Raw genomic sequence first — 15813 nt, forward strand, 5'->3', positions numbered from 1 at the left:
TGTGGCTTTAAGTCTCTGCAGCGCGTGCGCAGGTCTCAATACGGCGGGATTTGATGCATAACAAACCGCGGCTGCAGAATAATCGTCGCCGCGGGACGCTGGCGGCCCCGGGAACAGACCGGGTCCCTTCCGTCCGGCACAGGGGGGTGACACTGATGAAATCCGGCGCAAGGACCGTCGAATGGATATTCGACAGCCCGGTCCCGCATGAGCAGCCGCCGAGCGTGGCCGAGATGCCGCTGCCGGGCGGGCACATGCGCTTCGAGACGGTGCAGACCGCGCACGGGGTGCGGGCCATCCTCGCCGACGGCCACACTGGCGCGGATCCGGTAAACATCCTGGCCGCCGACGAGAGCGACCTGCGCGAGATCGGCCTGATCATCCCCTGGGAGACCGCCTTCGAGGTGTTCATCCCCGGCGTCGACCAGCCCCGCACCATCCGGGACGGCCACTCGCACTGGCACATGCCCGCGGAACGCTGGGTGGATTTCAGGCTGCCGGCGCGAAGCCGGATCCGGACGGTCGGCATCACCCTCTCGAACGATCTCTTCGAGCGCCTCTCGGAAGGCGCCCACCTCCCGACGCCGGTGGCGGCGATCGGCCGGCGTCACGCCCCGGACGCGTTCGAGCTGCACCGGCGCATGGACGCGGCGTTACGCCCCGCCGTGGGGCAGCTCTTCTCCAGCCCCTACCACGGCGAGATCCGCCGCCTGTCACTGGAGGGCCGGCTGCTCGAGGTCGTCAGCGGGGCGTTCGAATCCCTGACCCGCAACGACTCGCCGGGCACGCACCTGAGCGCCTGGGAGGTGGCTCGCGTGCGCGACGCCGCCGCCGGGCTGCTCGAGCACCCGGCCTGCCCGCCCTCGATCGACGAGCTCGGGCGGGACACCGGACTGGGAGCGACGCGCCTGATGCAGGCGTTCAAGGCCCATTACGGCGTGCCGCCGGCGCAGTGGCTGCAGCAGCGCAAGCTGGAAATGGCCCACCAGCTGCTCGCAGACACGCCGCTGGGGATCAAGGAGATCGCCTTCCGCCTCGGCTACCGGCACGTGAGCAACTTCGCGAGCGCGTTCAAACGTCATTACGGCGTCACCCCGGGCAGCCTGCGCCGGCAACGGTAACCGCCCGGTTGCCAAACACCGCGTCAGCGCCAACACTGGGGCGTCATCCGCAACGGGAAACCGGGGGCATGAGCACACGCGCGCGACGCCGTAGCCGGCCGCGGCTCTGGGTGGGCTGGCGGGAATGGATCGGCCTGCCTCAGCTGGGCATCGAGGCGGTGAAGGCGAAGATCGACACCGGCGCGTCGACCTCCGCGCTGCACGCGGTCCACATCCACCGCTTCAGCGACAACGGCCGCGACCGGGTCGCCTTCGAGGTCCACCCGCTGCAGCGCCGCACCGACCGCACCGTGCACTGCGCGGCCGATGTGCTCGAAGAGCGCATGGTCACCAGCTCCACCGGGCACCGCGAACGGCGCATCGTGATCCGCACACCACTGCTCATCGCGGGACAGCGATTTCCCATTGATCTGTCACTGACCAACCGCGATACCATGGGTTTTCGCATGCTCATCGGTCGCCGCGCCATGAAACGCCGCCTGCTGGTGGATCCGGGGGCCTCGTACCTGGCCGGCGCGGCGGACAGCGAAGTCTGGGTACGTCGCCCGCCGCCGTCGCGGTGACCGGGCACGGGCCCGTACGCGCCAGCCGGGGGCATCGCCCGACGCCGGGGCGGATATCCGCCGCCCTCACCATCCGCAGTAGCCAGCGTGGAACGAGATACGAATGGCCGAGCCACTGCAGATCTATGTCCTCTCCCGTAACGCCCGCCTGTACTCGACGCGCCGCATCGTCGAGGCCGGGAAGGAACGCGGCCATACCATGCGTGTCGTCGACCCGCTGCGCTGCTATGTGAAGATCAGCGCGCACCGGCCGGAGGTGCACTACAAGGGCGACATCCTCGAGTCGCCGAACGCGGTGATCCCGCGCATCGGCGCCTCGGTGACCTTCTACGGCACCGCCGTGCTGCGGCAGTTCGAGATGATGGGCGTGTTTCCGCTCAACGAGTCCGTGGCGATCACCCGCTCACGGGACAAACTGCGCTCGATGCAGCTGCTCGCACGCCGCGGCATCGGCCTGCCGGTGACCGGATTCGCCTACTCGCCGGACGACAACGAGGACCTCATCAGCCTGGTCGGGGGCGCGCCGCTGGTGATCAAGCTCCTCGAAGGGACCCAGGGCAAGGGCGTGGTGCTCGCGGAGACCACCAAGGCCGCGGAAAGCGTGATCGACGCCTTTCACGGCCTGAACGCCTACTTCCTCACCCAGGAGTTCATCCGCGAGGCCGGCGGCGCGGATATCCGCTGCTTCGTGGTGGGCAACCGGGTCATCGCCTCGATGAAGCGCCAGGCGAAGGAAGGGGAGTTCCGCTCCAACGTCCACCGCGGCGGCGCCGCCACCCCCATCCGCATCACCCCCGAGGAGCGTCAGACGGCGGTACGCGCGGCCCGGATCATGGGACTCAACGTCGCCGGCGTGGACATCATGCGTTCCAACCACGGCCCGGTGGTGCTGGAGGTGAACTCCTCGCCGGGGCTCGAGGGCATCGAGACCTCCACCGGCAAGGACGTCGCCGGCGCGATCGTCCAGTTCATCGAGAAGGAAGGCAAGGCCGGCAAGACGCGCACGAAGGGCAAGGGCTGACGCGGCTTCCCGCCATACGGCGCCGGGCGGCCCGCGCACCGGGCCGCCCGCGGATAGTGGTCGGGGCTACTGGCCACCGCCCTGCTGCATCATCTCCCGTGGGTCCATGGGCTCGGCGGGCAGCTCGAAACGGCCGGCCGCCGGGGCGTCACCGGATATCTCCACGACCTCGAACTGCCCCTCCAGCCGGAGCAGCCCCAGGCCGCGCTCCTGCAGTCCGGACATCACGCCGCCCTCGTCCCAGTCGGCCCCCATGCTCCGGGCCAGCTCGCCCCAGGCATCGCTCAGGGACTGCGCCATGGGATCGTCGCTGAGCACGACACGGCCGGACTTCTCCTCACCCTTTTCGCGCCAGCGCATGCGATAGAGCTCGCCGTCGATCCCGGCCACGGTGGCGCTCCCGTCCAGGGCATCCAGGCCGAGCAGCGCCGTGCGCCCCGCGAGGCCGTCGCCCTTGGCCTCACCGCCACCCTTCTGCATCGCCGTGAGATCGAGCACCATGGCGTCGGCGCCACTGCCGCGCACCGCATAGGCGTGACCGTCGCGCACGAGCATGTAGCCCTGCTGACCGGGCACCTCCATGCGGACCTCGCCGTCGTCGCCCCACTCGAAGGTCATGGGCTTCATCGCCCCCTGGGGTCCGGCCTCGACGCGCACCCTGGCGGTACCCGCGGCAAACGCCGGCAGCATGACGAGCGCCAGCGCACCCGCGGTGATCACCGTAAACAGACGTTTCATGATCTCTTCCTCGTGTGTGGTGTGGTAGCCGTCCAATCGGCTTTATCCCTACCAGAGAACCCCTTACACTGCACTTAATCGTATTCCGCCCGCGCCCGCGGGCGCGATTCCGTCCCTGTACCCACTACGAGAACCCGATAGCTGCCAATGGCCCAGTACATCTACACCATGAACCGCGTGGGCAAGGTCGTCCCGCCCAAGCGGCAGATCCTCAAGGACATCTCGCTGTCATTCTTCCCCGGTGCCAAGATCGGCGTGCTCGGCCTCAACGGCTCGGGCAAGTCGACGCTGCTGCGCATCATGGCAGGCCTGGACACCGAGTACGAAGGCGAGGCGCGACCGCAGCCGGGGATCAACATCGGCTACCTGCCCCAGGAGCCGGAGCTCGACCCGGACAAGGACGTGCGCGGCAACGTCGAGGACGGCGTGGCCGAGACCAAGGCACTGGTGGACCGGTTCAACGAGGTCTCCGCCCAGTTCGCCGATCCGGACGCCGACTTCGAGGCCCTGATGGCCGAGCAGGCCAAGCTCCAGGACCAGATCGAGGCCGCCGGCGCCTGGGATCTGGACCGCAAGCTCGAGCAGGCGGCGGACGCCCTGCGCCTGCCGCCCTGGGAGGCCGACGTCACCACGCTGTCCGGCGGTGAGAAGCGGCGCGTGGCCCTGTGCCGACTGCTGCTGTCCAAGCCCGACATGCTGCTGCTCGACGAGCCCACCAACCACCTGGACGCGGAGTCCGTGGCGTGGCTGGAGACCTTCCTCACCGAGTTCGAGGGCACCGTGGTGGCGGTCACCCATGACCGCTACTTTCTCGACAACGCCGCCGGCTGGATCCTCGAGCTCGACCGCGGCGAGGGCATCCCCTGGCAGGGCAACTACTCGTCATGGCTGGAGCAGAAGGAGAAGCGCCTGGAGCAGGAGGCCCGCGAGGAGGCCGCCCACCGCCGGACCATGAAGAAGGAGCTGGAGTGGGTGCAGACCAACCCCAAGGGCCGCCAGGCGAAGAGCAAGGCCCGACTGCGCCAGTTCGAGGAGCTGCAGTCCCGCGAGTTCCAGAAGCGCAACGAGACCAACGAGATCTACATCCCGCCGGGTGAGCGCCTGGGCGACCTGGTCATCGAGGCCGCCCACGTGCGCAAGGCCTTCGGCGACACGCTGCTCATCGACGACCTCGACTTCAAGATGCCGCCCGGGGCGCTCGTGGGCATCATCGGCCCCAACGGTGCGGGCAAGTCCACGATGTTCCGCATGATCGTCGGCCAGGAGCAGCCGGACGAGGGCGAGATCCGCGTGGGCGAGACGGTCGATCTGGCCTACGTGGACCAGAGCCGAGAGGACCTGGACGGCGACAAGACCGTCTGGGAGGAGATCTCCGGCGGCCACGACATCATCAAGGTCGGCAACTACGAGGTGCCGTCCCGGGCGTACGTGGGACGCTTCAACTTCAAGGGATCGGAGCAGCAGAAGCGCATCGGCGAGCTCTCCGGCGGCGAACGCAACCGCGTCCACCTCGCCAAGCTCCTGCAGAAGGGCGGCAACACGCTGCTCCTCGACGAGCCGACCAACGACCTGGACGTCGAGACCCTGCGGGCACTGGAGGAGGCGCTGCTGGCCTTCCCGGGCTGCGCCATGGTCATCTCCCATGACCGCTGGTTCCTCGACCGCATCGCCACCCATATCCTCGCCTTCGAGGGCGACAGCCAGGTGACCTGGTTCGAGGGCAACTACACCGAGTACGAGGCGGACCGGCGGCGGCGCCTGGGCGACGAGGCTGCCCGCCCCCACCGCATCAAGTACCGGCGTCTGGCGGGCTGAGCCCGGCCACGTGTGCCGGCCCGCCCGGGCGGGCCGCACACTCGCGGAATATGCGCACCGTGCAGCGTGCGCAGGTGGCGTCGTCGAGGCGGGGGACCGTCTCGGCGATGGCCGTACCCGGATTCGCGCTCAGCCGCGGCTGCCCCGGACGATCCGCGTGGCCGGTACGGTGCAGCGCCCGGCGCACGTCGTCCTTGAGCGAGCAGATCACCAGGGCGCCCCCCATCCCCTCCAGCCGCTCGGCCTCCTCGGCCAGCATGCCGGCACCGGCGACATCAATCAGCGGAATGCCGCTGCCGATGACCAGAAGGTACGGCCGCTCCGGCCCCGTATGCGCCCGCACGGCATCCCGCACGTGCTCCACCGCACCGAAGAACACCGCGCCGTCGACACGAAGCACCGCGAACTGCGGGCAGACCGCCAGCTCGTGCTTGCCGGCGTTGCGGAGGTCCCGCCCCGGCCGGTCGGCCCGGGGCGCCACCTCCACGATGCGCGGGCGGGCGGCCTGGGCGAGGTAGACGAACAGCGAGACGACCACACCGATGAGCACGGCGTAGGCGAGCTCCAGGAACACGGTGGCCAGGAACGTGGCCACCAGCACCGCCGCCTCGCCCCGGCCGGCACGCAGGACCTCGCGAATGGCGGGCACGTCCACCAGGCGGACCGCCACCACCAGGATCACCCCGGCCATCGCCGGCAGCGGCAGCCACTGCCCCAGGCCGGGCCAGGCCAGGGCCACCGCGGCCACGGTCACCGCCGAGACCAGTGCGGCGACGCTCGTGCGTGCGCCGGCCTCCTGATTGGCGGCCGAGCGCGTGAACGAGCCAGTCCCGGGCAGGCAGCCCAGGAACGAGCCGACCAGGTTGGACACCCCCTGCCCGGTGCACTCGCGATCGGCGTCGATGCGCTGGCCGCTGCGCCGGCCCAGGGCTCGGGCGATGGCAGCGGCCTCCAGCAGGCCCAGCAGCGCAATCGCCGCGGCCCCCGGCACCAGCTGCGGCAGCCGGCCCGGCGAGATCACCGGATGGATCGCGGGCAGCGAGGCGAGGCTGAGCGTGCCCACGCGGGCGACATCGCCGCCCCCGGCCAGCGCCACGCCGGCACTGCCGGCCACCAGGCCGCCGAGCAGCGCGCCCCCGCGCAGGCCGAGACGGCGCAGTACCAGGATCGCCAGGATCACCCCCGCACCGGTGGCGACAGAGGGCCAGGAGGCCTGCTGGAGCATCGCCCCGGGACTGTTCGTCGAGCCGGCACCAAGCAACTCCGGCACCTGACTCCAGGCAATGAGCACGGCGGCGCCGGCGGTGAAGCCGACGATCACCGTGTGCGAGACGAAGTTCACCAGCCGCCCCAGTCGCAACAGGCCCACGGCGAGCTGCATCACGCCGGCCAGGGCCATCACCGTGACCACCAGCATCAGGTAGTCGCCGCTGCCGGGCTCGGCAAGGGGCGAGACCACGGCGAAGGTCAGCAGCGACAGCGCCGCCGCGGGGCCGGTGATCATCTCCCGGGAGCTGCCGGCAAGCGCGGCCACCGCCGTCACCACGACGGCGCTGCGCAGCCCCCACTCGGCGGGGACACCGGCGATCAGGGCGTAGGCGATGACCTGGGGTAGCGCGAGCAGCCCGCCGATGCCGCCGGCGACGGCATCGGCTCGCAGGGCCGCGAGAGTGAATCGGGGCCATCGGGCCACGCTGGCAGAGCTCCTTTATTCATCGGGCGCCGCCGGCGCGGGGCGACGCGGTTCAGCCGGCGTTATCCCACTCCGGGGCCAGGCCGGCAGGGTTGACGACGCGACCGTCCGCCCGGGCGAGCCCGCTGATGCGGCGCATCTCCTCGTCGGACAGCGAGAAACCGAGGATATCGAAGTTGGCGCGCACATGCTCGGCCCGACGGCTGCGCGGGATCGCCACCACGCCCGGCTGCTGGTAGTGCCAGCGCAGGATCACCTGGGCCGGCGTGCAGTCATGATCGCGGGCGATCGCGGCGATGGTGCCGTCGTTCAGCACACCGCCCTGCCCCAGGGGGCAGTAGGCCGTCAGCGCCATGCCGCGCTCGCGCAGCGCCTCGAGCAGCGGCGCCTGCGAGAGATAGGGGTGATACTCCACCTGGTCGGTGACCAGCGGCGCGGCGCTGAGCCCCTCGGCCTCGCGCACCAGCGCCACGGGGAAATTGCTCACCCCGATATGACGGGCCAGCCCCTGATCACGGACATCGTTGAGTGCGCCGATGGTCTCCCCGAGCGGGACGTCGCGGTTCGGCCAGTGGAGCAGCAGCAGATCGACGCTGTCCACGCCGAGACGCCCCAGGCTCTCGCGCACGGAGCGCTGCAGGTCGCCGTCGCGGAAACGGTCCACCCAGACCTTGGTGGTCAGCCAGATGTCTTCCCGGGGCACGCCGGCATCGGCGATACCCCGGCCGACACCGGTCTCGTTGCCGTACATCTGCGCCGTGTCGATGTGCCGGTAGCCCGCCTCCAGGGCGGTACGGACCATATCGCGGGCGTTGTCGTCATCGAGCTGGAAGGTGCCGAAGCCCAGCTTCGGGATGCGGGCACCGGCGGATTCGACGTACTCCATTGCCATGAGTCCCCCTTGGGTGGCGATCTTCGGGATTGCGGCATCGATAGCCTGCGAACGTTAAAGGGGATGACGCCTCATCACGTCCCTTTCAACCCCGGCGCTGCGGTACACTACGCGATCCCGTGCATCAGCCAGTGAAGGCAGCCACCCATGAGCACCGGCCCGCAGCGCACCGCGATCCTCCTCGCCCACTGCCCGGACCAGCGCGGCCTGGTCGCGGCGGTGGGCGATTTCGTCGCCCGCCACGGCGGCAACATCGTCTACTTCGACCAGCACGTCGACGACAGCCAGGGCGTGTTCTTCATGCGCGTCGAGTGGGCCCTGGACGGATTCCGCATCGCCCCGGAGGCCATCGGCGAGGCCTTCGCCGGCGAGATCGCCGGGCGCTACGGCATGGCGTGGCGGCTGCACTTCTCCGACGAGCGCCCCAGGCTGGCGCTGTTCGTCTCCCGGCTGCCGCACTGCCTCTACGACCTGCTCTCGCGCTGGCAGGGCGGTGAGTGGTCAGTGGACATCCCGCTGATCGTCTCCAATCACGAGGACCTGCGCCCGGTCGCGGAGCGCTTCGGCATCGACTATCACTGCCTGCCGATCACCCCGGAGAACAAGGCGGCGCAGGAGGCACGCGAGCTCGAGCTGCTCCGCGCCCACGAGATCGATCTGGTGGTGCTGGCGCGCTACATGCAGATCGTCGGCCCCGCGCTGATCGAGGCCTATCGCGAGCGGCTGATCAATATCCACCACTCGTTCCTGCCGGCCTTCGCCGGCGCGCGGCCGTACCACGCGGCCCATGCCCGCGGCGTGAAGATCATCGGCGCGACCAGTCACTACGTCACCGAGGAGCTCGACGCCGGGCCCATCATCGCCCAGGACGTCACCCCGGTGACCCACCGGGACGACGTCGACGAACTGGTGCGCAAGGGACGCGACCTGGAGCGGCTGGTGCTCGCGCAGGCGGTACACGCCCACCTGCAGCGCAAGATCCTCTCCTACGGCAACCGCACCGTGATCTTCGACTAGGGCGTGACCCGCTTGCAGCCCGGCCTGCGCCCGGACTCCTGCGCCTGGCGGTACAGGGACATGGCACGGGGCATGTCCGACTGGAGGCCGTCGATACGCGAGCCATGGGAGGGGTGGGTGGAGAGGAACTCCGGCGGCTGGGCCCCCTTGGACTCCGCCTCCATGTTCTCCCACAACGCGACGCTCTCCCGCGGGTCGAAGCCGGCGCGGGCCATCAGCTCCAGGCCGATGGTGTCGGCCTCGCTCTCGTGGAGGCGGCTGAACGGCAGCAGCACCCCCACCTCGGCACCGAGGCCGAGCAGGGCCAGGGCCTGCTGGCGGTCACCGTCGCCGTTGCCGGCGATGATGCCGGCGACGGCCAGCCCCGTGCCCACCGCAAACTGCTGGGACATGCGCTCGTTGCTGTGGTCGGCCATGACGTGTCCGACCTCGTGGCCGATGACGGCGGCGAGCTGATCCGGCGACTTCGCCACTTCCAGCAGCCCGCGATGGACGCCGATCTTGCCGCCTGGCAGGGCGAAGGCGTTGGCGCTGTCGAGATCGAACACGCGCACCTCCCAGTCGCCGTCGGGCTGGTAGCGCTGGGGCACAACGGCGGTGATGGCGTCGGCCACGCAGCGCACGTAGCCGGTCACCGCCTTGTTGTCGAGCACCGGCTTCTCGTCCTTCATCTCCTTGAAGGCAGCCACGCCCATGGCCTGCATCTGGCCGGCGGGGAAGAGCTGGAGCTGGCGCCGCCCCGTCGGCGAGGTCGCACAGGCGACGACGAGCAGGGCCACCACCGTGGCGATCGCGAGTTGCCGCAGCATGGGGTCTCCTCCCGGGCATCGACCATTCGCGCCGGCGGCACGCCGCCGGCTCATTCCGGCCCGCCGCCGGCAACCTCCTGGTAGCGCAGCCGCGCGGCGTTGGCCAGCACTGTGAGCACCGATAGTACCACCAGCACCGCCAGTACGCCCGGGGTCACCAGCCACCCGAAAACCGGCCATGCGAGCCCCGCGGCAACGGGTGCCAGCGCCAGCGCATACACCAGTGCACCAAAGGCGCCCTCGCGCATGTTGCGCACGGTGAGACGGCCGACGAGGACGGCGTCCGCCACCGCGTGGAGGGAATCACGCACCAGGGTCACGTCGGCGCTGTCGACGGCGACCTCGCTGCCCCGGGCCACCGCGATGCCGACATCCGCGCCCGCCAGCGCAAGGGTGTCGTTGACACCGTCGCCGACCATGCCGACCCGCTCCCCCGACTGCTGGAGGTAACGGATATGGCGGGCCTTGTCCTCGGCACGCACACCGGCGCGCACCTCGCCGATGGCCGCGTTCTCCGCGACCGCCCGGGCCGCGCGGGGCTCATCGCCGGTGAGCATCACCACCCGCAGGCCCAGCCGGCGCAGCCGGGTCACCGAGTCCCGGGCCTCGGGACGCAGCGGTGCCGCCAGTGCCAGCGCGCCGGCCAGGACCCCGTTGGCGGCGACGAACAGCGGCGTGCTGCCCTCGTCCAGAAGCTCCAGGCCGCGCTTGCTGAGCGGATTGTCTATTCGCGCCGCGGCCAGCGCCCGGTGTGTACCGACGACCACGTCGCGGCCGTCGATCCGGCCACGCAGTGCGCCGCCGGGCAGGCGCTCGACGTCCTCGGCCACCCCCGCCCGGATGCTGCGCTCCTGTGCGGCCCGGCTCACCGGCCCGGGACGTTCACCGGCCTCCACCGCCGCCGCCCAGCGGAAGATGTCACGGATGGCAACCCCGTCCACGGGCTCGACGGCGACCACCTCGGCGGCCGCGGCGGTGAGCGTGCCGGTCTTGTCCAGGGCGATCACCGACAGTCCCGCGAGGGCGTCCAGGACGTCCGGCTGGCGGGCGATTACGCCGAACTCCACCAGGCGTACGAGGCCGGCATTCAGGGCGAGGGGCACCGCCAGGGGCACCGCGGGCGACGCCGCGAGCACCAACAGTACGCACGCGGACAGCAGTGCCTGCCCGGGGGTCCCGTCGAGCAGCCACCAGCCGGCCAGGGACAGCACCGCCGCCGTCAGGGCACCGGCGAGCAGCCAGCCGAGGAGCCGGTCCAGGCCGTGGCAGGGACGGCGGCTCGGACCACCGGGACGGTGAACCCCCGCGATGATGCCGGCCAGCTCCCCTTCGCCGGGCGGCCGCGTCACCACCATCGTGAAGCCGCCGTCCCGGCACAGGGTGCCCGCGAGGACCCGGTCACCGGCCTCGCGGCTGACCACCCCTTCCGTTCCGGTAAACGCAGACTCGTCCACGCTCGCCCGTCCCGTCTCGATGCGGCCGTCGGCGGGCACACGTTCGCCGCCGTCGACATGGACCCGGGCCCCCTCCGTGAGCCGCGACGCCGGCACCCGCCGCCAGCCGCGGGCGGTATGCTCGGCGGCCGTGGCCGGCAGCAGCGCCTTCAGGCTGTCCACCGGGCGCGCGACCGGCCCCGCACCCCGGCCCATCAACGCGACCCCGGCCTGGTAGACCGCGAGGGCAAACAGCGGGAACGCCAGGTACCCGCCCTGCCCCTCCGGCACGAGCAGTGCCGGGGCGGCAAGCACCAGCAGCGCGTGTGCGACACTCGCGGCCACGCCGCCGCATACCAGCCCCAGTGCGGGGACGCACCGCGGCCGCTCCCGGGCCGCCCCGCGGGCCAGCGCCGCGGGCAGGGCCCGGACCGTCACCAGCGCGACCACCGCCACACCGGCCACGCGCCACGCGGGCCCCGCCCCCAGTGCCTGCGCATAGGTATCGATGATGAGGAGCACGACCCCGGCGAACGCGGCGGCCACGGCCAAGCGCCCGGTCCGCGGGTCCGCGTCGCGGGAGGGACCGGCAGCGATCACGGTATAGCCGAGCGGGGCCAGCACCGTAACGAGGTCCGTCTCGCTGACCTCGCCGCGCACGATCAGCCTTCGCTGCCCGGGCTTCAGCCAGACACCGCTGACGCCGCCGATACGGGCGACCGCCGCCTCCACGGCTGCCCGCGCGGCGGCCGGCACCGGCTCGCGGATCTCGAAGGAGCGGCAGCGGACCGCACTCCAGCACATGCTTATCTCCCCGTTTCGACACCGGCGGCATCCCCTGCGGACCGGGTCCCGCTGCTATGCTGAACACCGGACGTCACGGTTATCGAGGGTCCGGACCACGGGAGCGAAGGATGCCGCAGACGATTGTATTCGATGTAAACGAGACGCTGCTCGATCTGGGCGCGCTGGATCCGGTCTTCGAGCGGCTGTTCGGCGACGCCGGCGCCCGCCGGGAATGGTTCGCCCAGGTCCTGCAGAGCGCGATGACCGTCACGCTGACCGGCCGTTACGAGGACTTCAGCAGCGTCGGGGCGGCGGCACTGAGCATGGTCGCGCAACGGCGCGGTGTCACCCTGGAGCGGGCCGGCCGCCAGGATGTCGCCGCCGGCATGCGCCGGCTGCCGCCCCACCCGGAGGTTGCGGACGCCCTCGCCCGCCTGCGGGATGCCGGCTTCCCGCTGGTGGCCCTGACCAACTCCGCCCCGGAGGTGATGCGCGACCAGCTCGCCCATGCGGGGCTCAGCCCGCTGCTGGACGCGATGCACTCGGTGGACGCCGCGCGCGCGCTCAAGCCGGCACGCGCCGTCTACGACACCGCCGCCCGGCTGATCGGCGAGCGCCCGGCCGCACTGACGATGGTGGCCGCCCACGGCTGGGACATCGCCGGTGCCATGAGCGCCGGCTGGCAGGGCGCCTTCATCGCGCGCCCCGGCCAGGTCCCGGAGGCGCTGTTCCCGGCGCCGACGATCATCGCCGCCGACCTGGCGGAGGCGGCGGATGCCCTCATCGCCCGTGGCTGAGCCCTAGGCGCGCCGCCGCCTCAAGGCCTCGGCGACGTTGGCCCCCAGCATCAGCAGGCACGGCGTGAGCACCAGCGTGAGCGCCGTCGCGAAGGTGAGACCGCCGGCGATGGCGCTGGAGAGCTGGGCCCACCACTGGGTGGACGGGGCGTTGTACTGCACCTCCCGCCCGATGATGTCGACGTTGAGCTTCAGCACCATCGGCATCAGCCCGAGCACGGTGGTCACGGAGGTGAGCAACACCGGCCGCAGCCGCTGGGCGGCGGTCCTCAGCACCGCCTCCCGCGCCGCCATGCCTTCCCGGCGGAGGACGTTGTAGGTGTCGATGAGCACGATATTGTTGTTCACCACGATGCCGGCCAGCGCAATCATCCCCACCCCGCCCATGACGATGCCGAACGGCCGCTGGGTCGCCAGCAGGCCGAGCAGCACGCCGGCGGTGGAGAAGAGGATGGCGGAGAGCACCAGCACCGCCTGGTAGAGGCTGTTGAACTGGGTAACCAGGATCAGCGCCATGAACAGCACCGCCACGATGAACGCGTTCGAGAGAAAGGTCTGGGCCTCGCGCTGATCCTCGTCCTGGCCGGCGAATGCGATCTCGACGGACGGCGGCATGTCCGCCTCGCCGATGGCATCGCGCAGGCGCTGGACCTGGGTGTCCGCCAGCACGCCGGGGGCGACCTCGGAGGCGACAGTAAACGTCCGCCGCCCGTCGACGCGCTCGATGGTGCCGGTGCTCGGCCCCGGCCGCTGGGTCACGAAGTTGGCGATGGGCACCTGGCCCTGGTCGGTGGGCACACGCAGCAGACCCAGTGTCTCCAGGCTGCGGTCCTCCGGCGGGAACCGCACACGGATATCCACCTCCTCGTCCGCGTCGTCCGGGCGATAGTCATCGAGCAGCACCCCGTTGGTGACCAGCTGCACCGCATTGCCCACGAGCTGTACGTCCGCGCCGTAGCGGGCGGCACGTTCGCGGTCCACCTCCAGCCGCCACTCGACCCCGGGCACCGGGCGGTTATCCTCGGTGTCGCTGAACCCGCCGAGCTCGTCCATCAGCGTGCGCACCCGCTCGACCCCGGTGTTCAGCGCCTCCGGCCGGTCCGCGCTCACCCGCACCTGGATCGGCTTGCCCTGGGAGGGCCCCGACTCGGCCTTGCGGACCTCGACGCGAATGCCGGGCAACGGCGCGGTGACATCGCGGATCCGCTGCATGATCTCCGCCGCCGGTGCACGCTGGTCCCAGTCGCGGAACTCGAGCTGGATGACGCCCACGGTATCCGGCGAGACGTTCTGCATGCGCTCCGGGTCGCTTATGGTGCGGGCGTAGACGTGCTCGATGGACCCGAATCCGAGCAGACGCTCCTCCACCGCCCGGACCAGGGCATCGCGCTCCCATACCGACAGATCGCCGCGGGCATGGACCTGGACCTGGGCGAAGTCCGGCTCCACCTCGGGGAAGAACTCCACGCCGCGGCCGAACAGGCCGTAGGCGGCATAGGTCACCACCACCGTGGCGACCATGCCGGCCAGGACCAGACCCGGCCGGTCCAGGGCCCGCGAGAGCATGCGCACGTAGCCGCCGACAAAGCCGCGCAGGCTCGCGAGATCGCCGCGTTCCGCCGCCTCCAGCGCGGCGGCGTTGGCCGCGCTCGCCGGGTCGCGGCGTGCGATCAGCCCGCCGAGCACGGGAACGAACACCAGCGCCATGGCCAGCGAGGCGGACAGGGTCAGGAGCACGGTAATGGGGAGGTATTTCATGAACTCCCCGACCACGCCGGGCCAGACCGTGAGCGGCAGGAACACCGCCAGGGTGGTGGCGGTCGAGGAGATCACCGGCCAGGCCATGCGGGTAGCCCCGTGCAGGTAGGCGTCACGCCGCGGCCAGCCCTCGGAGAGCCGGCGTTCGGCGAGCTCCACCACCACGATGGCCCCGTCCACCAGCATCCCCACCACGAGGATGAGGCTGAACAGGACCACGATGTTCATGGTGTAGCCGATCAGGTACACGGCCAGGATGCCGGCGAGAAAAGACCCCGGAATGGCCATGCCCACCAGCAGCGCGGGCCGCCAGCCCAGCGCCGCAATGATCACCACCATCACCAGGATCACGCCGGCGAGGACGTTGTTCTGCAAGTCCCGCAGCATGGTGCGGATGTCTTCGGAGCGGTCCTGGAGGTAGGCCACCTGCAGGCTGTCGGGCCACTCCCCCCGGGCCTGCTCGACCACCTCCCGTGCCGCGGCGACGGTCTCAATGATGTTGGCCCCGACGCGCTTGGAGATCTCCAGGGTCAGGGCGGGCTGACCGTCGACCCGGGCGAACTCGTCGGGATCCTTGTAGGTGCGGCGGATACTGGCGACGTCGCCGAAGGTCACGACCCGGTCACCGCTGGTCTTCACCGGCAGGGTCATGACGTCGTCCAGGTCCTCGACCAGTCCGGGGACCTTCACCGCGAGGCGCCCCGCCCCGGTGTCCAGGGCTCCCGCGGCGACCAGGAGGTTATTGCCGCTCAGCACCGAGAAAAGCCGCGCATAGGAGACGCCGTAGGTCTCCATCACCCGGCGGTCCACGATGATCTCCATGACCTCCTCGCGGTCGCCACCGACATCCGCCTCGAGGATGCCGGGCAGGGCCTCGAGGCGGTCCTGCAACCGCGTGGCGACGTCCACCAGGGTGCGCTCCGGCACCGGCCCGGACAGCGCCACTGTGAGCACCGGGAACAGTGCGACGTTGACCTCCTGGACCGCCGGCTCCTCGGCCCCCGGCGGCAGGTCCGACTTGGCGATGTCCACCTGCTCGCGCACGTCGGCGAGGGCCCGGTCGGCGTCGAAGCCCGCCTCGAACTCCAGCACGATTGCGGTATAGCCCTGGGCCGCGGTGGTGCGCATCTCCTTGAGGCCCTCGATGGACTGGAGCTCCTTCTCCAGGGGCCGGGCCAGCAGCCGCTCGCCGTCCTCCGGGGAAATGCCCTCGTAGGCGACGGAGACATAGATGATGGGGATGGCGACGTCGGGCTCGGCCTCCTTCGGGATATCCCGGTACGCCTGCCAGCCCATCACGGTAATGATGAGCAGGAACAGCAGCACCGTGCGGCTGCGCCCGAACGCCGCGGCGATCAGCCGGCCCACGG

General features: G+C 70.8%; 12 protein-coding genes. 6 read left to right on the forward strand and 6 right to left on the reverse strand.

Annotated elements, in window-relative coordinates; genetic code table 11:
- The first annotated feature begins 155 nt into the window (after positions 1-155).
- From C516_RS0100350 to rimK, 3 genes are all read left to right on the forward strand, one after another.
- Positions 156-1121, forward strand: a complete 966-nt coding sequence (locus C516_RS0100350; RefSeq protein ID WP_018716355.1) for a helix-turn-helix transcriptional regulator — start codon at positions 156-158, stop codon at positions 1119-1121.
- Positions 1122-1189: 68 nt separating this feature from the next.
- Positions 1190-1684, forward strand: a complete 495-nt coding sequence (locus C516_RS0100355) for an ATP-dependent zinc protease family protein (protein WP_018716356.1) — start codon at positions 1190-1192, stop codon at positions 1682-1684.
- 103 nt (positions 1685-1787) lie between these two features.
- Positions 1788-2705, forward strand: a complete 918-nt coding sequence (rimK, locus tag C516_RS0100360; protein WP_018716357.1) for a 30S ribosomal protein S6--L-glutamate ligase — start codon at positions 1788-1790, stop codon at positions 2703-2705.
- Between the two features lie 66 nt (positions 2706-2771).
- Here rimK and C516_RS0100365 read toward each other — a convergent pair whose 3' ends face one another.
- On the reverse strand, positions 2772-3443 hold the full coding sequence (locus C516_RS0100365) for a hypothetical protein (RefSeq protein ID WP_156831082.1): 672 nt from the start codon (positions 3441-3443) through the stop codon (positions 2772-2774).
- 147 nt (positions 3444-3590) lie between these two features.
- On the opposite strand from C516_RS0100365, the gene ettA reads away from it, so the two are divergent.
- Entirely contained in the window at positions 3591-5258 is a 1668-nt protein-coding gene (ettA, locus tag C516_RS0100370) for an energy-dependent translational throttle protein EttA (RefSeq protein WP_018716359.1), read from the forward strand.
- On the opposite strand, the gene C516_RS18050 is transcribed toward ettA, so the two are convergent.
- Complete coding sequence (locus C516_RS18050) at positions 5233-6951, reverse strand: SulP family inorganic anion transporter (protein ID WP_018716360.1); 1719 nt, start codon at positions 6949-6951, stop codon at positions 5233-5235. The genes ettA and C516_RS18050 overlap by 26 nt on opposite strands.
- Before the next feature lie 52 nt (positions 6952-7003).
- Entirely contained in the window at positions 7004-7837 is an 834-nt protein-coding gene (locus C516_RS0100380; RefSeq protein ID WP_018716361.1) for an aldo/keto reductase, read from the reverse strand.
- A 153-nt stretch (positions 7838-7990) separates the two neighbouring features.
- On the opposite strand from C516_RS0100380, the gene purU reads away from it, so the two are divergent.
- On the forward strand, positions 7991-8860 hold the full coding sequence (purU, locus tag C516_RS0100385; protein ID WP_018716362.1) for a formyltetrahydrofolate deformylase: 870 nt from the start codon (positions 7991-7993) through the stop codon (positions 8858-8860).
- Here the strand turns inward: purU and C516_RS0100390 are convergent.
- Positions 8857-9669 carry a M48 family metallopeptidase gene (locus C516_RS0100390; RefSeq protein ID WP_018716363.1) on the reverse strand — a complete coding sequence of 271 codons (813 nt, stop codon included), beginning with the start codon at positions 9667-9669 and terminating at the stop codon, positions 8857-8859. The genes purU and C516_RS0100390 overlap by 4 nt on opposite strands.
- Positions 9670-9719: 50 nt before the next feature.
- A complete protein-coding gene (locus C516_RS0100395) occupies positions 9720-11906 on the reverse strand; it encodes a heavy metal translocating P-type ATPase (protein ID WP_018716364.1) in 2187 nt (728 codons plus the stop codon).
- 110 nt (positions 11907-12016) lie between these two features.
- On the opposite strand from C516_RS0100395, the gene C516_RS0100400 reads away from it, so the two are divergent.
- Positions 12017-12685 carry a haloacid dehalogenase type II gene (locus C516_RS0100400; protein ID WP_018716365.1) on the forward strand — a complete coding sequence of 223 codons (669 nt, stop codon included), beginning with the start codon at positions 12017-12019 and terminating at the stop codon, positions 12683-12685.
- Between the two features lie 3 nt (positions 12686-12688).
- On the opposite strand, the gene C516_RS0100405 is transcribed toward C516_RS0100400, so the two are convergent.
- The gene (locus tag C516_RS0100405; RefSeq protein ID WP_018716366.1) at positions 12689-15811 is read right to left on the reverse strand and encodes an efflux RND transporter permease subunit; all 3123 of its coding nucleotides are present in this window, start codon (positions 15809-15811) and stop codon (positions 12689-12691) included.
- Positions 15812-15813: the final 2 nt, after the last annotated feature.

This window comes from Arhodomonas aquaeolei DSM 8974, from assembly GCF_000374645.1.
GTDB classification, from domain to species: domain Bacteria; phylum Pseudomonadota; class Gammaproteobacteria; order Nitrococcales; family Nitrococcaceae; genus Arhodomonas; species Arhodomonas aquaeolei.